The sequence below is a fragment of the Nonomuraea recticatena genome (genome assembly GCF_039533245.1).
In the GTDB taxonomy this organism is placed as follows: domain Bacteria; phylum Actinomycetota; class Actinomycetes; order Streptosporangiales; family Streptosporangiaceae; genus Nonomuraea; species Nonomuraea roseola.
Window position 1 is genome coordinate 284307 of record NZ_BAAATE010000001.1, and the last position, 17792, is coordinate 302098.

Annotated in this window: 18 protein-coding genes; 7 read left to right on the plus strand and 11 right to left on the minus strand. The window is 70.9% G+C overall.

Translation table 11 applies throughout. The features are described 5' to 3' along the window. Window positions 1-16 precede the first annotated feature (16 nt). The 3 genes from ABFX50_RS01300 to ABFX50_RS01310 are packed head-to-tail and all read right to left on the minus strand — an operon-like array spanning window position 17 to window position 2443. On the minus strand, window positions 17-1231 hold the full coding sequence (locus ABFX50_RS01300) for a hypothetical protein (protein ID WP_346142515.1): 1215 nt from the start codon (window positions 1229-1231) through the stop codon (window positions 17-19). Window positions 1232-1272: 41 nt separating this feature from the next. Beyond that, window positions 1273-1926, minus strand: a complete 654-nt coding sequence (locus tag ABFX50_RS01305; protein WP_346142517.1) for an ABC transporter ATP-binding protein — start codon at window positions 1924-1926, stop codon at window positions 1273-1275. Beyond that, on the minus strand, window positions 1919-2443 hold the full coding sequence (locus ABFX50_RS01310) for a PadR family transcriptional regulator (RefSeq protein WP_346142519.1): 525 nt from the start codon (window positions 2441-2443) through the stop codon (window positions 1919-1921). Before ABFX50_RS01310 ends, ABFX50_RS01305 begins: the two co-directional genes overlap by 8 nt. 64 nt (window positions 2444-2507) lie before the next feature. Between ABFX50_RS01310 and ABFX50_RS01315 the strand changes: the two genes are divergently transcribed. Beyond that, window positions 2508-2702, plus strand: a complete 195-nt coding sequence (locus ABFX50_RS01315; RefSeq protein ID WP_346142521.1) for a hypothetical protein — start codon at window positions 2508-2510, stop codon at window positions 2700-2702. A gap of 1 nt (window position 2703) precedes the next feature. Here the strand turns inward: ABFX50_RS01315 and ABFX50_RS01320 are convergent, their stop codons facing one another. From ABFX50_RS01320 to ABFX50_RS01330, 3 genes are read right to left on the minus strand one after another with little or no spacing between them, the layout of a single operon-like run. Then, window positions 2704-3480, minus strand: coding sequence for an ABC transporter permease (locus ABFX50_RS01320; RefSeq protein WP_346142523.1), 777 nt, complete (start codon window positions 3478-3480; stop codon window positions 2704-2706). After that, entirely contained in the window at window positions 3477-5015 is a 1539-nt protein-coding gene (locus ABFX50_RS01325) for an ABC transporter permease subunit (protein ID WP_346142525.1), read from the minus strand. The genes ABFX50_RS01320 and ABFX50_RS01325 overlap by 4 nt, the downstream gene beginning before the upstream one ends. Further along, on the minus strand, window positions 5012-5944 hold the full coding sequence (locus ABFX50_RS01330) for an ATP-binding cassette domain-containing protein (RefSeq protein WP_346142527.1): 933 nt from the start codon (window positions 5942-5944) through the stop codon (window positions 5012-5014). The genes ABFX50_RS01325 and ABFX50_RS01330 overlap by 4 nt, the downstream gene beginning before the upstream one ends. Before the next feature lie 108 nt (window positions 5945-6052). Between ABFX50_RS01330 and ABFX50_RS01335 the strand changes: the two genes are divergently transcribed. Together ABFX50_RS01335 and ABFX50_RS01340 are read left to right on the plus strand one after the other, a co-directional pair. Next, window positions 6053-7246 (plus strand): HAMP domain-containing sensor histidine kinase, encoded by a 1194-nt coding sequence (locus ABFX50_RS01335; protein WP_346142529.1) that lies wholly within the window; start codon window positions 6053-6055, stop codon window positions 7244-7246. Then, a complete protein-coding gene (locus tag ABFX50_RS01340; RefSeq protein WP_183650137.1) occupies window positions 7243-7914 on the plus strand; it encodes a response regulator transcription factor in 672 nt (223 codons plus the stop codon). Before ABFX50_RS01335 ends, ABFX50_RS01340 begins: the two co-directional genes overlap by 4 nt. 19 nt (window positions 7915-7933) lie before the next feature. Here the strand turns inward: ABFX50_RS01340 and ABFX50_RS01345 are convergent, their stop codons facing one another. Continuing rightward, the gene (locus ABFX50_RS01345) at window positions 7934-9130 is read right to left on the minus strand and encodes a cytochrome P450 (protein WP_346142531.1); all 1197 of its coding nucleotides are present in this window, start codon (window positions 9128-9130) and stop codon (window positions 7934-7936) included. Between the two features lie 289 nt (window positions 9131-9419). Between ABFX50_RS01345 and ABFX50_RS01350 the strand changes: the two genes are divergently transcribed. Further along, window positions 9420-10853, plus strand: a complete 1434-nt coding sequence (locus ABFX50_RS01350) for a WGR domain-containing protein (protein WP_346142533.1) — start codon at window positions 9420-9422, stop codon at window positions 10851-10853. A 216-nt stretch (window positions 10854-11069) separates the two neighbouring features. Further along, window positions 11070-11546 carry a lamin tail domain-containing protein gene (locus ABFX50_RS01355; protein ID WP_346142535.1) on the plus strand — a complete coding sequence of 159 codons (477 nt, stop codon included), beginning with the start codon at window positions 11070-11072 and terminating at the stop codon, window positions 11544-11546. A 119-nt stretch (window positions 11547-11665) separates the two neighbouring features. On the opposite strand, the gene ABFX50_RS01360 is transcribed toward ABFX50_RS01355, so the two are convergent. Beyond that, the gene (locus ABFX50_RS01360; protein WP_346142537.1) at window positions 11666-12820 is read right to left on the minus strand and encodes an acyl-CoA dehydrogenase family protein; all 1155 of its coding nucleotides are present in this window, start codon (window positions 12818-12820) and stop codon (window positions 11666-11668) included. 123 nt (window positions 12821-12943) lie between these two features. Here ABFX50_RS01360 and ABFX50_RS01365 point away from each other — a divergent pair, with 123 nt between their 5' ends. After that, window positions 12944-14257, plus strand: a complete 1314-nt coding sequence (locus ABFX50_RS01365) for a UDP-glucose dehydrogenase family protein (RefSeq protein ID WP_346126090.1) — start codon at window positions 12944-12946, stop codon at window positions 14255-14257. 181 nt (window positions 14258-14438) lie between these two features. Here the strand turns inward: ABFX50_RS01365 and purE are convergent, their stop codons facing one another. From purE to ABFX50_RS01380, 3 genes are read right to left on the minus strand one after another with little or no spacing between them, the layout of a single operon-like run. Continuing rightward, window positions 14439-14936: a 5-(carboxyamino)imidazole ribonucleotide mutase gene (gene purE / locus ABFX50_RS01370; protein ID WP_183650219.1), complete on the minus strand. Its 498-nt coding sequence runs from the start codon at window positions 14934-14936 to the stop codon at window positions 14439-14441. Then, window positions 14933-16084: a 5-(carboxyamino)imidazole ribonucleotide synthase gene (locus ABFX50_RS01375; protein WP_346142540.1), complete on the minus strand. Its 1152-nt coding sequence runs from the start codon at window positions 16082-16084 to the stop codon at window positions 14933-14935. Before ABFX50_RS01375 ends, purE begins: the two co-directional genes overlap by 4 nt. A 46-nt stretch (window positions 16085-16130) precedes the next feature. Next, window positions 16131-16925: a hypothetical protein gene (locus ABFX50_RS01380; protein WP_346142542.1), complete on the minus strand. Its 795-nt coding sequence runs from the start codon at window positions 16923-16925 to the stop codon at window positions 16131-16133. 374 nt (window positions 16926-17299) lie between these two features. On the opposite strand from ABFX50_RS01380, the gene ABFX50_RS01385 reads away from it, so the two are divergent. Continuing rightward, window positions 17300-17788, plus strand: coding sequence for a GtrA family protein (locus ABFX50_RS01385; protein WP_183650225.1), 489 nt, complete (start codon window positions 17300-17302; stop codon window positions 17786-17788). Window positions 17789-17792: the final 4 nt, after the last annotated feature.

The following is a 17792-nucleotide window of genomic DNA, read 5'->3' on the forward strand; positions in this document are numbered from 1 at the left end:
CGCCGGAGCGTCCCGGTCAGCGGTGCAGCGCGCCCGGGTGCAGCGCCCTGGCGAGGATCGGGCGGGCGAGCCTGGCCACCAGGCCCGCGCCGAGCACCCCGATCCCCGCCATGGCCCCGGCCAGCCCGAGGGTGAGGGGCAGACCGGTCCAGGGGAAGACGTCCACGAGCGGCAGCACGACGACCAGCACGCCCGCCACCGCTGCCACGGCGCACACGGGCGTCGCGGCGATCAGCGCCTGCCTGGTCAGCACCCGGCCGAGCGCGTCGCCGGGCGCTCCGGCGGCCGACAGCGCCGCGAACGAGCGCCGGTGGTCCAGCAGCTCCTCGGCCTGGTGCACCACCAGCGCGCCCGCCGAGGTGGCCAGCGCGACCAGCAGGGCCAGGTAGACCAGCCCGTAGCCCGCCGCGCGGGAGGCGCTCATGCCCTCCAGCAGGGAACGCGTCTGCTGGGCGGCCACGGCGGCGCCGAAGAAGACCGTCAGGCCCACCACCGACAGCGTGCGCGCCCATGCCCTCGGGTCGGCCTCCACCAGACGGGCGGCGAGCAGCGCCTCGGCGGTGCCCGCCCTGCGGCCCGCGCGCCTGGCCGACGCCCTGATCAGCCAGGTCGCGGCGAGCGTCAGCCCGAACACCAGGAGCACCGCCCCCACCCCGACCAGCACGGAGGTGATGAACCAGTGCTTCAGGACGAACCCTGCCACGATCATCCCGCCGCCCAGCAGGAGCAGGGCCAGGTCGAGAGCGCGAGGCTGCCTCAGCCTGGCCCGCCGTACCACGCCGAGCGGAGAGGCGATCACGTGACGCCCCGCCATCAGGCCCGACAGCACGCCGCCGAGCACCACGACCGGCGGCGCGACCAGCGTCCACCACGGACTGACACCCAGCACCAGGGCGAACGCCAGCGCCGCCGCGCCACCCAGCACCGCGCCCGCCAGAGCGTGCCTGCCGCTCTCGCGCGCGGCGATCAGCCGTACCTGGCCGGCCGTGCCGCCCGCGAGGCGCAGCGCCGCCAGCCGCCGCTCGCCCGTCGCCTGTGCCAGGCGGCTGACCTGGTGGACGAAGGCCGCGGCCGGCACCGCCATCAGCGCCAGGGCCAGGGCGGCGACCAGCGGTGCGTCGTCGGGCGGCGCCATCCACCACCTGTCCTCGCGGCTCGAGAGCAGGCCGAGCTCCAGCAGCGCGACGGCCGCGCCGAGGAGGAGGGTGGCGAGCGCCGCCCCCGCGGTCATCAGGCGCCCCCTGCCCACCGGTCGCGTGTGCCCCTGCCCGCTCATCCCGCCACCCGCCCGTCTCTGAGCACGATCTCCCTGTTTGCGTAGGAGGCCACGCGGTTGTCATGGGTGACGATCACCAGGGCCATCCTGGCCGCCTCCGCCGTACGGACCAGCTCCTTCATCACCAGCTCCCCCGCCAGTGAGTCGAGCGCTCCCGTCGGCTCGTCGGCGAACACCGCCTTCGGACTCGCCACCAGCGCCCGCGCCACGGCCACCCGCTGCGACTGGCCACCTGACAGCTCTCCCGGCAGTCGCTCGGCGCAGTCGGCGACGCCGAGCCGTTCCAGCGCCTCCATCGCGCGGCGGAGGGACTCCTGCCTGGCGTGCCCGCCGAACAGGAACGGCAGGGCCACGTTCTCCATGGCGCTCAGTTCGGGCACCAGCTCGCCGTGCTGGAAGACGATCCCGAAGCTCTCCCTCCTCAACCGGGTACGGCCGGCGTCGTCGAGGCTGTCCACCCGCCGTCCCCCGAACGTGACCTCGCCCGCCTCCGGCCGGATGATCCCCGCCAGGCAGTGCAGCAGCGTCGACTTGCCCGATCCGCTCGGGCCGGTGATCGCGACGATCTCCCCTTCGCCGATCGACAGGGAGACGCCCTCCAGGGCTGTCGTCCTGCCGAAGGACTTGCGCAGCGCGCGGGCCTCAAGCATCGATCTCCTCCTTCAGGTCGGCCAGCCTGGCGATGGCCGTCTCGATCCAGCGCAGGTCCGCGTCGAGGTGCTGCAGCGCGTAGTCGGCTGCCAGGACCTGCGCGGGCGTGCCGTCCGCCTTCTGCAGCGTCAGCTCCCTCATCCGTGCCAGGTGCGCGGCGCGCTGCCTGAGCAGGTAGCCGTCGGCCCCGCCGCCGGCCAGCGTCGCGACGACCACGCGCGCGAACAGCGGGCTGGCCACATGGGGCGCGGGAGGTTCGAGCCGCTCCAGCCAGCCGTCGAGCTCCGCCTTCCCCTCATCAGTGATCGCGTAGACGGTCCGCTCGGGGCCGCCCTCCTGCGAGGTCTCGGCCACTTCGGCCCAGCCGTCGCGTTCGAGGCGCTGGAGCGTGGCGTAGACCTGCCCGTAGGCGAGGGGACGGGAGCCGGGCAGGCGGTGATCGTGCTCCCTCTTGAGCTCGTAGCCGTGCTTGGGGCGCTCGACGAGAAGGCCCAGCAGGACATGTCCGGTTGACATGATCGCGACTATACACACGATGTATTCATTGAATGAATAGTTCGCTGTACCTAGTCTCGGCGGCATGGAGAACAGCGAGCTGTTGAACGTCGTGGACGTGCGCCAGGGAATGGCGCAGGCCCTGCAGGTGGCAGGGCTTCCGCTGGAGGGACGCCATCACCGTGGAGAGGACGACGCGTGGAACATCGCCGCCCTGACCCTCCACCTGGTGTCCCTCGACCCTCGGCACGCGGATCGGCTGACGGCCGCCCCCGCGTGAGTCAGGCGTCGCGCCGTCGCAGCAGCAGGCCGCCGCCCAGGAGGGCGACGCCGGCCCATGCGGCCGGCACGCCGAGGCCCGCCCACGGGCTGAGCGGCAGTCCTGACACGTTGGTCGTCACCTGGACGGCGAGTCCCGCGTTCATCGGCGAGATCCTCCAGAGGAGCGTCTGCCAGTCCGGGTCGGCGACCATGAAGGGCAGGACCGAGAAGGCGTAGAGCAGGCCGAACACCACCCCGATGGCCGTCGCGGAGTCCCTGACGGCGGTGGCGACGCCGAGGCTGAGCAGGGCGACCAGCGCGAGGTAGAGAACCGAGCCGCAGGCCGCGCGCAGCGTCGGCCCGTCGGCCAGGGACAGCAGCGCCTGGCCGTGCGCGGGGACGAACCCGTTGCCCGGCAGGATGAGCCGCCCCGTCAGCACGCACCCGAGCACCGCGACGCTCCCCGCGGCCAGTGTCAGCCCGATGAGGATGGCCGCCTTGGCCGCCAGGACCGTCGTGCGGCGCGGCATCGCCGTCAGGGTGGTGCGGATCATGCCCGTGCCGTACTCGCCGCTGATCATCAGCACGGCCATGACAGCGACGACCGCCTGACCCAGCTGGACCCCTGCGAGGCTGAGCCTGGGCGCGTCGTGGCCGCAGCCCTCCGGCGGGCAGGACACCGTCGCCACCGCGGCGGCGCTCGCCGCCACGGTCAGCGCGACGAGGGCGAGCAGCAGCCAGCCCGCGCCCTGGCTGGTGCGCAGCTTCGTCCACTCCGCGTGCAGCTCCCTTCTCACGCGTCCCTCCTGCGCAGCAGGACGATGGCCGCGGCAAGAGCGATCGCGGCGTAGGCGCAGGTCACGGCGAGGCCACCCCACGGCGGCAGCGGGTAGTAGCCGGCCGATGGGGCGTAGTGACCCGTCATGTACGGGTACTCCGGGATGCTCTGCTGGATCGCGAAGCCCGCTGCGGGGGTGAGCCGCACCAGCCACTGCGCCGCGCCGACGGGCAGAACCGAGGTGGTCGCGAGGAGGTAGGGCACCAGGATCAGCGCGATGGCGGCGGCGACCGCCGCGGCGCCGCGCCTGAACAGCGCGCCGAGGGCGAGGGCGAGGACGGCGGCGGCCGCGAGCAGCGCCGCGAAGCCGACCACCACCCGGACCTCGGTGAGCAGGCTCACCGGCAGGATGTAGTTGCCGTTGGCGCGCAGGATGCGCGTGCCGACCGGGACCACCACGCAGGCGGCGGCCAGCCCTGTCACGAACGTCACCGCGGCGATCACGACGGCCTTGGCCGCCAGCGCACGGCCGCGCCGGGGGCTGGCGAGCAGAGTGGTGCGGATCAGCCCTCGCCGGTACTCGGCGGTGACGAACAGCACCGCCACGACGACCACCACGACGAGCCCCGCCAGCACACCGGTGAGGGTGCTCTCGATGCTCTCGCCCTCCACGTGCGGCGCGATGTCGCCGACTCCTGTCACGGTGAACGTGCCGCCGGACCGCTCGAACCTGCCCGGATGGTGGGGTGAGCCGTCCGGCGCCTCGGTGACCCCCACGTCGTCCTGGCGCCACGCGTCGCCGGACGTCCTGCCCTGCAGGCTGACCTGGTCGAAGTCGGCGGTGGCCTCGGTGAAGCGGCACTGCCCGATGCTCCCACCGAAATCGCCCTGCTTCACCAGGAGGTCACAGGGAGAGGTGGCGAAGAGCCCGATCTCCACCGTGTCGCTCAGCCCGGCCAGCCGTACCGTGCCGACCGTGCTCCACCGCCTGCCGTCGGCCGACTCGTCACCGGTGAGGGTGTCGCCCGAGCGGGTCAGCCGCAGCCAGCGGGGGTCCTTCTTCGAGACGCCGCCCGGACGTCCTGCCACGTCGTGGGTGTAGTTGTGCTGCATCCGCACCCCGTGCCGACCCGTGACCATCAGCGCCGCGTAGGCGGAGCCCTGCCGCATGCCGTCCTTGACGATGACCCCTGCCTTCGCCCACGGCACGACGCCCGGGGCGACCCTTCTGACGCCGGGGGTGAGGTCGGGCAGCCGGATCTGGCCGGTCATCGAGGTCACGCGGACGGTGATGCTGCCGTCCCCCTGCAGCGGCTGGTGGACGAAGAAGAACTTGTCGCTCACCGCCTGGCCCTCGGGCCCCAGCGAGGGCTCGGGGCAGTCGATCTCGACAGGGCCCGCGCCGCACGAGGCGTGGCTGCCCGACGCGGAGAACAGGCCGAGCAGCACGACGGCCGCCGCCGCGACCCCCATGGTGATCACCCAGCCGAGAACCGTCCTGAACTTCGTCCACTCGGCCCGCAGCAGGCGCGTGAAACCGTGACGCCCGCTCATCGCGCGCTCTCCTGGCCCGTGGTGGCGCGGTACTCGACGGCGTTCCTCGTGAGGTTCATGTAGGCCTCTTCCAGCGTCGCCCGGTGCGCCGTCACCTCGGAGAAGGGCACCGCGTACCGGCCGAGCAGCGTCACGACGCGTTCCGCCGGCAGCCCCGAGACGGTGAGTGTGTCGCGATCGACGGCCGTCACCGTGGCGCCCGCCTGCTCCAGCACCCTCGCCGCCTCCTGAGGGGCCGTGCTGCGCAGCGTCACCCTGTCGCCCGACACCTCGGCCAGCAGCCGCGCCACGCTGGTGTCGGCGATGACCCTGCCTCGGCCGACGACCACCACGTGGGCGGCGGTGTCCTGCAGCTCGCTCATCAGATGGCTCGAGACCAGCACCGCCCTGCCCTGTCCTGCCAGCTCGCCGAGGAACTCGCGCATCCATACGATGCCGTCGGGGTCCAGGCCGTTGAAGGGCTCGTCCAGGATGATCACGGGAGGGTCGCCGAGCAGCGCGGCGGCGATCCCGAGCCGCTGGCGCATGCCGAGGGAGAAGCCGCCCGCCTTCCGCCTGGCCACCTGACCCAGGCCCGCCCGCTCGATCACCTCGTCGACCCGCCCGGCGGTCAGCCCCTGTGAATGGGCCAGCCACAGCAGGTGGTTGCGGGCCGAACGGCTCGGCTGCAGGGCCCCGGCGTCCAGCAGAGCCCCGACGTGGAGCAGCGGGCTGCGCAGGCTCCGGTACGGCCTGCCGCCGATCAGCGCGCTGCCCGAGTCGGCCGCGTCCAGCCCGAGGATGACCCGCATCGTGGTGGACTTGCCCGCGCCGTTGGGCCCGACGAAGCCGGTGACCTGCCCGGGCTTCACCGTGAACGACATTCCGTCAAGCGCCACCGTGGACCCGAAGCGTTTGCGCACGTCGTTGACTTCAATGGTTGCTCGCATGGCTCCGTTTGTACGGAAGCCGCCCTAACGTGGGCCGAACAGAGGCCGTCATGTCGTTGTTAGGTCCTGGGCGGCATCCTGGAGCTCCGCACGAACGAGAGAGAGCCGATGAGGACAGCGCGACGCTTGGCCCTGCCCGCCCGCACCGTGCGGGTGCGGTTCACCGCCCTGTACGGTGTTCTGTTCCTGCTGTCCGGCGCGGCGCTGCTGGTCATCACCAACCTCGTGAGCCTGGGCTCGACGCGGATCAGTGAGGTCGCGCCAGGGGGCAGCCCTCCCGCCAGGAACTCGACGCTGGCGGCCGCCCATGAGCGCATCTCGCTGCTCGAGAGCCAGCTGGCCGGCGCGAGGGAGAGTCAGTCACACCAGCTCCTGCTCGGCTCGGCGGTGGCGCTGGCCGTCATGGCGCTGGTGTCGATCGTGCTGGGCCGGATCATCGCGGGCCGGGTGCTGCGCCCGTTGCGGACGATCACGGCGGCCACGCGCCGGATCTCCGCCGACAACCTGCACGAACGGCTGGCCGTACCCGGCCCGGCCGACGAGGTGAAGGACCTCGCCGACACCATCGACGAGCTGCTCGAACGGCTGGAGAGCTCCTTCGCCGCGCAGCGCAGGTTCGTCGCCAACGCCTCGCACGAGCTGCGCACCCCGCTGGCGACCATGCGGGCCTCCCTGGACGTGGCCGTGGCCAAGCCCGAGCCCGTCCCCCCGCAGACGGTCGCGCTCGCCGACCGGCTGCGCACCGAGCTCGACCAGGTCGACCGGCTGCTCGAAGGCTTCCTCCTGCTGGCCCGCACCCAGCACGGCGCCATGTCGGACCGCTCGACGATCTCGCTCGGCCGTACGGTGCGCGCGGCCCTGGACGCCAGGGCCGCCGACATCGCGGCCAGGCGCCTGACCGTCCACGACGGCGACCTGCACGACGACACCTGGACGCAGGGAAGCGCGACGCTCCTGTCGCGCATGGCCGGCAACGTCATCGACAACGCGATCACCCACAACGACGAGGGCGGCTGGATCACGGTCGCCGCCATGGCCGACGGCACGACGGCGCTGCTCGTGGTCGAGACGGGCGGGCGGCTCCTCGATCAGGGGCAGGTGGCGCGGCTGGCCCAGCCGTTCCAGCGGCTCGGCGCCGACCGAACCGGCTCAGGCGACGGGTCAGGGCTCGGGCTGTCGATCGTCGCCGCCATCGCCACCGCGCACGGCGGCGGGCTCGACCTCGCGGCCAGGCCCGAAGGCGGCCTGCGGGTCGCCATCTCGCTGCCCCTGGCCACCGCGAGAACCGGGGTCCCGGCGTGAGGGTGCTGGTGGTCGAGGACGCCCGCGCGCTCGCCGAGGTGCTGGCCGAGGGCCTGCGCGACCAGGGCATGGCCGTGGACCTGGCGCACGACGGCCTGGAGGCCGCGGCCAAACTCGACGTCAACGCCTACGACGTGGTCGTCCTCGACCGCGACCTGCCGGGAATCCACGGCGACACCCTCTGCCAGATGATCACCGAACGCGACGACCGCGTCATGGTCCTGATGCTGACCGCGGCGGGCTCCCCCGGCGACCGCGTCAGCGGCCTGTCCCTGGGCGCCGACGACTATCTCGCCAAGCCCTTCCACTTCCCCGAACTGGTCCTGCGCATCCGCTCCCTGGCCCGCCGCCAGCCCTCCGCCCGCGCCCGCACCCTGCGCGCGGCCGGCATCGAACTCGACCCCCTCCGCCGTACGGTGACCCGCGACGGCCGCCATCTGGACCTGTCGGTCAAGGAGTTCGCCCTGCTCGAAGCCCTCCTTCGCGCCACCCCCGCCTTCCTGAGCACGGAGGACCTGCTCGAACAGGTGTGGGACGAACACGCCGACCCGCTCACCAACACCGTCACCGTCACGATCGGCAGGCTGCGCCGCAAACTCGGCCACCCCTCGGTGATCACCACGACCCCAGGCGTCGGCTACCGCATCACCGGCCCGCCCGGCCCCTGACCGAGCAGGGCGTGGGCCTTCACCAGGCGAGGAAGAGCTCCTCGGGGGATCGGTGGATGAGGGTGGGGGCCATGGTGACGTCGGTGCGGGCCAGGCGGAGACCGGGCAGGTCGCGGATCAGGATCTCCAGGGTGATGCGTACCTGCTCCTTGGCCAGGTGCGAGCCGGGGCAGCCGTGGGGGCCGTGTCCGAACGACAGGTTGCGCAAGGCCGGCCTGGTGATGTCGAACTCGTCGGGGCGGGCGTTGGCGTCCGCGTCACGGCCCGCCGAGGCGAAGGAGACGAAGAGCACGTCGTTCTCGTTCAGCTCGGTGCCGCTCAGCGTCACCCCAGTGGTGACCGTACGCCTGAAGCCCTGGATGGGCGCCTCGAAGCGGGCCGCCTCCTCGATGGCCGCGGAGACGAGCTCCGGCTTCTCGCACAGCAGCTCCCACTGGCGACGGTCGCGCAGCAGGTTCAGCACCACCGTGCCGAGCAGCGCGGTCGCGGTCAGGTGTCCGGCCAGCAGCAGGTTCTGGAGGTTGGAGACGATCTCCTTGCGCTGGTCGAGCGTGAGATCGTCGGAGCCGGGGGCCAGGTCCCTGACCATCTCGGTGATGAGGTCGTCACGAGGGTCGCTCCTGCGCGCGCGGGCGTAGCCGTCGAGCAGGTGCTGCAGGGCGACGATCTCCTTCGCCGCGTCGACCTGCTCGGCCTCCGTCAGCTCGGTGAACAGCAGGTCCTCCGCTCGCTGCGCGCCGCGGACCGCGCCATGGGTGTCGGCGGGGTCGAAGCCGATCAGGTGGCCGATCACGTCGGCGGGCAGGGGCCTGGCGTAGGCCTCCATCCACTCGACCTGGCCGTCGCCGGCGAAGGAGCCGATGAGCGCCTCGGCCCGCGCCGTGACGAACGGGAGCGCGGCTGCGACCCTGGCGGAGGAAAGTCCCCTGGTGAGGGGGCGACGCAGCCGCCGATGCGCCTCGCCGTCCGCGGTGAGCACCGCCTGCACCCCGCCGAACCCCTTGACCAGCTCCGACAGCGCGGCCCTGCCGGGCAGGTAGTCCGGCCGTAAGGCGCGCGCGGAGGAGAACTGCTCGGGCTTGCTCAGCACCTCGCGGACGTCTTCACGCCTGCTGACCAGCCAGGCGCCCAGCTCGGGCACGAAGGTGAGCCCGCGAGCCCTGCGGGCCTCTGCGTAGACGGGGTACGGGTCGCGGTAGAAAGCCTGTGGGTTCACGTGCCTATGCTCGCGGGTGAGGTGCGTCACGTACAAGATCTGAAGAACCGGCGCATGCCCCACATCTCACGATCGACAATCGCCTGGTCGCGTCTCGACGTTCCCGTGCTCCATGGACCTTTTGTCCGGCTGGAGCCACTCACGATGGACCACGATCCGGACGGTCGTCGCGAGTAGTCATCGGCCTGGGAGCGCCTCGGACGTACGGCCAGGGGCGAGGTTTTCTGTCGTGGCGGTGCTCTAGTCTCCCGTGCAATTGATCAAGCCGGGCAAATCTGGAGAAGCGGACATGACCTACCTCGAGCTGTCTGAGGACGGCGGCGGAGCGCACAAGTTCTATGAGGTGACCGTGGCGGGGACGCAGGTCACGATCACCTACGGGCGCATCGGCGAATCCGGTCAGACGAAGGTCACCGCCTTCCCCACCGAAGCGAAGGCCCAGGCGGCGGCGGCCAAGAAGATCGGCGAGAAGACACGCAAGGGCTACGCGCCCGCCCTGCGCGGGGTGCGCCAGCGCCGGGCGGTCACCCGCAGGGCCATCGCCAGCACCCGCTCGACCGCCCAGCAGGCGCCGGTCCTGTGGCGCTTCGACAGCGGCGCGGCCGCGTTCGGCATCTTCGTGGACGGCGAACGCTGCTGGGTCGGCAACCAGCGCGGCGACGTCTACACCGTCACCCACTCCGGCACGGTGACCGGCCGCTTCCGGCTGCCCGACGGCGTCAAGTGCATCGTGGCCGACGACTTCTGGATCTATGCCGGGTGCGACGACGGCCGCGTGTACGACCTGAGCGGCAAGGTGCCGAGGTCGGCGTACGAGATCGCCGCCGACGTGGACATCTACTGGCTGGACATCCACGACGGAGTGCTCGGCGTCTCCGACCGGGCGGGGCGCATCACCACCATCGACTACGAGGACGAGTTCCAGTGGGCGCGGACCGGCGCCGGCGACTCCGCCTGGATGGTCAGGTGCGACGGGGACGCGGTCTACCACGGCCATTCGCGCGGGGTCGCCCGCTACGACACCTCCGACGGCACGCTCGTCTGGGAGAACAAGCTGGCAGGCGACGTGCTGTTCGGCTGGCAGGAGGAGCGCTCGGTCTACGCCGGCACGGCCCGCCGCACCGTCCACCGCCTGGCCAAGAGCGACGGCCGGGTGGAGGCGGTCTACCAGTGCGACGGCGCCGTCTACTCCTGCGCCACCTCGCCCGGCGGACGCCATGTCTTCGCGGGCGACAACCACTCCTCGGTCTACTGCTTCGACGCCTCCGGCGAGCGGCTGTGGAAGCTCGCCACCGGCTGCGGCTCGGCGTTCTCCATGCAGTTCCTGGACGACCGCCTCTACATCGTCACCACCGACGGCTCCCTGGTCTGCATCGACGCCAGCGAGGCGGCCATCGCCGCGGCCCGCACGGGCAGCGTGCCCCAGCCGGTGGACGTCAAGGCGGCGGCGTCACTGGAGGCGGTCGAGCCGTCCACCACGCTGGAGACGGTGTTGGAGAGGGTGCTGGAGACCGACGGCGCGGGCGACGGCGTGGTCGTGGAGTGCGTCAAGGAGGGCGAGCGGCTGCGGGTCCGCGTGGTCAGCCCCGGCTACGAGTCATGGAACGTGCAGTTCCCCAAGACCGTCCGGGAGGCGGGCGCCCGCTACCTGGTCGACGGCGTGCGCTCCGCTGGACGAGGCGGCTTCTACCGGGCCTACGGCGAGATCAGGCGACTGCTCTGACCCCATCGGGCGCCTCTGCGGCGGCTGCCCCCTGAACGAAGCGCGAGGGGACCGCCTAGAAGCGTGCCGAACCCATGCCGACGCCCTCACTCCATCGATCGGGTGGGGCGTCGTCACGTCCTTGTGGCCAAGAAAACTGAATTTACATGCCAACCTGCACCCAAGGCCAGCCGTCTCACATTCGCCCCATATCTCACATGCTGAAGGATTTCACCGGTGCGCTCTCTCCCCTTGGCTCTGTCCGCTGCCGCTTTGGCCGTGGCGCTCGTCCCCGTTGCGCCGGCGCAGGCCGCCGCGCTCCCCGTGGTCCAGTTCGTGAAGATCTACTACAACTCGCCCGGGTCGCCGGACCATGGGGCGAACAGCAGCCTGAACGGCGAGTGGGCGCAACTCAAGAACACCACCCGAAAGGCGATCAACCTCAAGGGGTGGACCCTCCGTGACAAGACGTCTGCGTCGGATCACGTCTACACGTTCGGTACGTTCACCCTCGGCGCTGGGAAGACGGTCACGGTGCGGACCGGTAAGGGTACGAACACCTCGACCATCCGCTACTGGGGTCGGTCCGGGGGGACGTTCGCGTACATCTGGAACCAGGCCGCGGACACGGGGTACATCCGCAACCCGGCTGGAAAGCTCATAGACTCCTGCTCCTATAACAGCTCCCGAGTCGAGTCGGTCAACTGTTTGTAGCCGCAGAACGCCGAGAGCCCTCGCCCATCACGGGCGGGGTTTTCTTTTGTAGAGATCCACCAGATAGCGCGAAACCCGGTCCCCTCATCGCAAGGAGCCGGGTTTCCGCAGCTCATCCCCTACTTCAGGAGCTGCCGGGCCATGACCATGCGCTGGATCTGGTTGGTGCCCTCGTAGATTTGGGTGATCTTGGCGTCGCGCATCATGCGCTCCACGGGGAACTCTCGCGTGTAGCCGTACCCGCCCAGGAGCTGTACCGCGTCCGTGGTGATCTCCATGGCCGCGTCCGACGCCGCGCACTTCGCCGCGCTCGACAGGAACGTCAGGTCCTTCTGCGGCTTGCCGTGCATCGCCAGTTCCGACTTGGCCGCCGCGTGGTAGGTCAGCTGCCGTGCGGCCTCCAGCTTCATGCCCATGTCGGCGATCATGAACTGCAGGCCCTGGAAGTCGGCGATGGGCTTGCCGAACTGCTTGCGCTCCTTGACGTAGCCGATCGCGTAGTCGAGGGCGCCCTGGGCGATGCCGAGAGCCTGGGCGGCGATGGTGACGCGGGTGTGGTCGAGGGTGGCGAGGGCGGTCTTGAAGCCGGTGCCAGGCTCGCCGATCATGCGGGAGACCGGGATGCGGACGTTCTCCAGAATGACCTGCCTGGTGGGCGAGGCCCTGATGCCGAGCTTCTTCTCCTTGGGGCCGAAGGAGACGCCTTCGTCGGACTTCTCGACGACGAAGGCGGAGATGCCGCGCGCGCCGGCCGAGGGGTCGGTGACGGCCATGACCGTGTAGTACTCGGACACACCCGCGTTGGTGATCCACATCTTGACGCCGTTGAGCACGTAGTGGTCGCCGTCGAGGACCGCGCGGGTCTTCATGGCGGCGGCGTCGGAGCCGGCCTCGGGCTCGGAGAGCGCGTAGGAGAACATCGCCTCGCCCGAGGCGACGGGCGTGAGATAGCGCTCCTTCAGCGAGGAGGAGGCCGACAGCAGCAGGGGCACGGTGCCGAGCTTGTTGACGGCCGGGATCAGGGAGGAGGAGGCGCAGGCGCGGGCCACCTCCTCGATGACGATGACCGCGGCGAGCGCGTCGGCTCCCGCACCGCCGTACTCCTCGGGGACGTGGATCGCGTGCAGGTCAGCGGCCACGAGCGCCTTGTAGACGTCCCACGGGAACTCCTCGCGCTCGTCGGCCTCGGCGGCTCGAGGCGCGATCTTCTCATCGGCGAGGGCACGGACGGTCTCGCGGAGCATCTCGTGCTCCTCGGTGAGGGCGTAGGTCATAACCGAATACTAGGACGTCCAACCATCTTGTTACCAGCCGGTACGATTCGCCGGTTTACGCAGGTGGCACAGTGGAAGTGGTGGGGACCGGTAACATGCCTTGGCGATGAAAGGAGCTCACTCGTGCCATATCGCCTAACGGTGATCGGAACCGGGTATCTGGGCATCACCCACGCGGCCTGCATGGCGGACCTCGGATTCGAAGTCCTCGGCCTCGACGTCGATGTCGACAAGATCCGCCGCCTGCAGAGCGGCGAGCTGCCGATCCACGAACCCGGCCTTGAAGAGATCCTGCGGCGAGGGCTCGAGTCGGGACGGCTGCGCTTCACCACCTCCTACGAGGAGGCGGCCGCCTTCGGCGACATCCACTTCCTCTGCCTGGGCACGCCGCAGAAGCACGGCGAGTACGCGGCCGACGTCTCCTATCTCGACGCGGCCGTCGAGTCGCTGGCGCCGTACCTCGACAGAGACTGTCTGGTCGTGGGCAAGTCGACGGTTCCCGTCGGCACCGCGGCCCGCCTGGCGGCCAAGCTGGCCCGCCTCGCGCCGGTCAACGCGGGGGCCGAGCTGGCGTGGAACCCCGAGTTCCTGCGCGAGGGCTTCGCCGTGCAGGACACGCTCAACCCCGACCGCATCGTGATCGGCGTGGCCTCCGAGCAGGCCGAGAAGATCCTGCGCGAGGTCTACGAGCCGCTGGGCGAGGTTCCGATGGTCGTGACCGACTATCCGACCTCCGAGCTGGTCAAGTCCGCGGCGAACGCGTTCCTGGCGACCAAGATCTCCTTCATCAACGCGATGGCCGAGGTCTGTGAGGCTTCTCACGCCGACGTGCAGCAACTGGCCCAGGCGCTGTCGTTCGACGACCGCATCGGCGGTCGTTTTCTCAACCCCGGCCTCGGGTTCGGCGGCGGCTGCCTGCCCAAGGACATCCGCGCGTTCATGGCGCGCGCCGGTGAGCTGGGCGCCGACCAGGCGCTGACGTTCCTGCGCGAGGTCGACGCGATCAACATGCGCCGCCGCGCGCGCATGGTCGACCTGGCCCGCGAGCTGGCGGGCGGCTCGTTCCGCGGCTGCACGGTGGGCGTGCTGGGCGCGGCGTTCAAGCCGAACTCCGACGACATCCGCGACTCCCCCGCTCTCGACGTGGCCGTGACCATCGGGGAGCAGGGCGGACAGGTCACGGTGTACGACCCGATCGCGCTCGACAACGCCCGCAAGGCGCACCCCGAGCTGTCCTACGGCGAGTCGGCTCTCGACGCGGTACGCGGGGCGCACGTCGTGCTGCTGCTCACCGAGTGGAAGCAGTTCATCGACCTGGACCCCGAGGAGCTCGGCGCGGCCGTCGCGACCAGGAAGATCGTCGACGGGCGCAACGCGCTGGACGCGGAGACCTGGCGCGCGGCGGGCTGGCACTACCGCGCCCTCGGCCGCCCGTAGAACCCCCGGCAGGCCGTAAAAGCCACGCCGTCCAGCCAAGTCCCCGTCCACCCGTAAAGCCCCCGGCAGGCCGTAAAGCCCCCCGGCAGGCCGAAGAGCGCGAAGCAGCTCGTCAAGGCAGCCAGCGGAGCACCCCCCACGAAGTGCCGGCCTGGCGACCTGCTCAGCTGTGACCGCTGCGTCAGCGCCCCAGTTCGGCCGCCTCCGCGCGCAGCTTCTCACCCTTGGCGTGCGCCTGGTCGCGCAGCGTCTCCTGGAAGGCCTCCATGCGTCGCAGCAGCGTCTCGTCGGACGCGGCGAGGATGCGGACGGCCAGCAGCCCCGCGTTGCGCGCCCCACCGACGGCGACCGTCGCCACGGGGACGCCCGCGGGCATCTGCACGATGGACAGCAGGGAGTCCATGCCGTCGAGGTACTTCAGCGGCACCGGCACCCCGATCACCGGCAGCGGCGTGACCGAGGCCAGCATGCCGGGCAGGTGCGCGGCCCCTCCGGCGCCCGCGATGATCACCTTGAGCCCGCGGGAGGCGGCCTGCCTGCCGTACTCGATCATCTCGGTCGGCATGCGGTGCGCGGAGACCACGTCGGCCTCGAACGGCACGCCGAACTCGGCCACGGCCTCCGCCGCGAGCCTCATGACCGGCCAGTCGGAGTCGCTGCCCATCACGATGCCGATCATGTGTACTCCCCTGTGGTGAGGTAGACGGCGGCGTGCCTGGCCCTGGCCCTGACGTCGTCGAGGTCGGCGCCGAGGGCGGTGACGTGGCCGATCTTCCTGCCCTTCCGCACCTCCTTGCCGTAGAAGTGCACCTTGACGCCGGGGTCGTGGGCCATCACGTGCTCGTAGCGCTTGAAGGTGTCGGGGTCGTCGCCGCCGAGCAGGTTGGCCATGACGACGTAGGGCGCCGCCATGGACGGCGAGCCGAGCGGCAGGTCGAGCACGGCCCGCAGGTGCTGCTCGAACTGGGAGGTGCGGGCGCCCTCGATGGTCCAGTGGCCGCTGTTGTGGGGGCGCATGGCCAGCTCGTTGACCACGAGACCGTCGGCGGTATCGAACATCTCCACCGCCAGCAGCCCCGTGACGCCCAGCTCATCGGCGATCTTCAGGGCGATGCGCTGCGCCTGGGCGGCGACCTCGGCGTCGAGCCCCGGCGCGGGGGCCAGGACCTCGACGCAGATGCCGTCCTCCTGGACGGTCTCGACGACCGGGTAGCTGACGCCCTGCCCGTGCGGCGAGCGGGCGACCAGGACGGCCAGCTCGCGCTCGAACGGCACGAACGCCTCGGCCAATAGCGGAACGCCGTTCGCGACCACGGTCGCGGCCTCGTTCTCGTCGTCGCACACCCACACGCCGCGGCCGTCGTAGCCGCCCCTGACGGCCTTGAGCACGACGGGCCAGCCGTTCTGCGCCGCGAACTCCGCGACGTCGGCGGCCGTCTCTACGGTGCGCCAGGCGGGGCAGGGCACGCCGATCTCGGTCAGCCTTCTGCGCATCTCCGCCTTGTCCTGCGCGTGGACCAGGGCGTCGGCGCCGGGGTGGACCTGGACCCCCTGCTCGGCCATGGCCTTGATGTGCTCGGTCGGCACGTGTTCGTGATCGAAGGTCACCGCGTCGCAGCCCGCGGCGAACTCCCGCAGGACGGACAGGTCACGGTAGTCGCCGAGACGGGTGTCGACGATCACCTTCGCCGCGCTCTCGTCCGGCGAGTTGGCCAGGACCCGTAGCTCGAGACCGAGCGGGATCGCGGCCTGCTGCATCATGCGGGCCAACTGGCCAGCGCCGACGACGCCCACAACGGGCCCGACATGCGAAGAGGGGCTGCTCACGTGCCCGAAGCATACCCTCACCTCGGCCACTGCCACGTCGCGGCCGTCAAGTGGTCAGGTCGGCCAGTGCGCGGCGCAGGGCCACGGTCGTCAGCTTGTTCTTCGCGCTGATCTCACTGGCCAGCACGACGAGCTCGGTGCCGGTCAGGGAGGCGGGGTCGTTCTCGCCGGTGAACTCCTTCACCAGCGCCCTGCCGTACGGCGGGCGGCCGAGGGAGTCCCTGCCCTGGCCGGGACGGTGGCGCGAGACCAGGCGGAGAGTGTGGAAGACCAGCATCGAGCCGTTCGACAGCGCCAGCGCGCGGGACGGGCCGCCGAAGAGCTCGACGTCGACGCTCACCCTGTCGGGACGGGCCCTGGCCGTACGGTCGCCGAGCTTGTCACGCAGGTCGGCGATGGCGTCGCCGGAGGGGAAGGCGACCCCGCTCACTCCCGCCGGGTCGGTGAGGTAGGTGAGGTGGCGCTGAGGGACCAGCCTGGCGCGCCTGGCCGTACCGCTGGAGGGTTGCGCGCCGCCGGCGCGCTGGGGCGCCTCGCCGAGCAGCCGCAGCGGCCCAGCCGCGAGGCGCCAGTTGCGGTCGTGGACGAACAGGAAGTACGTGGGCTCCGGGCGGCGCGCCAGGACGGCGAACCAGCCGGGCTCCTCGGGCAGCAGGTATTCGAGGTCGGAGTAGCCGGTCAGGGCTGGGCGGCCGTTCCGGGTCGCCTCGCAGGCACGACCGCCCAGCGCATTCTCCGCCCACGCGGTGAGGCGGTCGACGGTCGCGCAGTCGCGGTCCTCCCAGGCCTGGGCGAGCTCGTCGAGCAGGTCGAACGCCTTCTCCGCCACTGTTCGCTCCACCCGGTGAGCGGATGCGGATGGTGACGGCGGCTCCATCGGCTCCCCCGCACGGCTGCTCGCGACACCACAGCCGGTCACCAGGGACAGGCTGGCCAAGAGTGCGAACAGTCGACGCTTCACGGGTGATTCCCCAGGGTGACGGCCGTCTGTCGCGGCCGCTGAGCCGCGATCTGGGCGTCAGCGTAGTGAACTCCGTTCCAGCTTTCCCCTCATAAGACGATATTTCTAGAATCGTTCTTTGCGGGCGGATGATGAGGTCCTCGAGTCGCTTTGCGGAACCTTCGCACCCAGGTGAGGCGCCCGGCCGGTAACCTGGTGGGATCGGACCCGTCCCGAGGGTGCGGCTGGAGAACCGAAAGGACCGTGCAGGAGACGTGGAGTTCTTCAGACGCGCCTACCACCGGTTCGTTCATCTGATCCATGAGCTGGCCAAGTTCGGCACGATCGGCGGCATCGCCTTCGTGATCGACTTCGGGGCCACCAACCTGTTCCGCTTCGGCTTCGGCTGGGGCGCCCTCATCTCGACGGGCCTGGCCACGGTCATCTCGGCCACCTTCGCCTACGTCGGCAACAGGTTCTGGACCTTCCGCAACCGCGAGCAGAGCGGGCTGGCCCGCGAATACCTCCTGTTCTTCCTGCTGAACGGCATCGGCCTGCTGATGAGCCTGATCGTCATCGGGTTCACGACGTACACCCTCGGACTGCACGACGCGCTGAGCTACAACATCGCCAAGGTCATCGGCGTGGGCTTCGGCACGCTGTTCCGGTTCTGGTCGTACAAGAAGTGGGTGTTCCTGGCGCCGGAGGAGCCGCCGGTCGAGCCCGTCACCGGCCTTCCCGAGGCGCTCTCCCCCAGGCGCTAGCCGC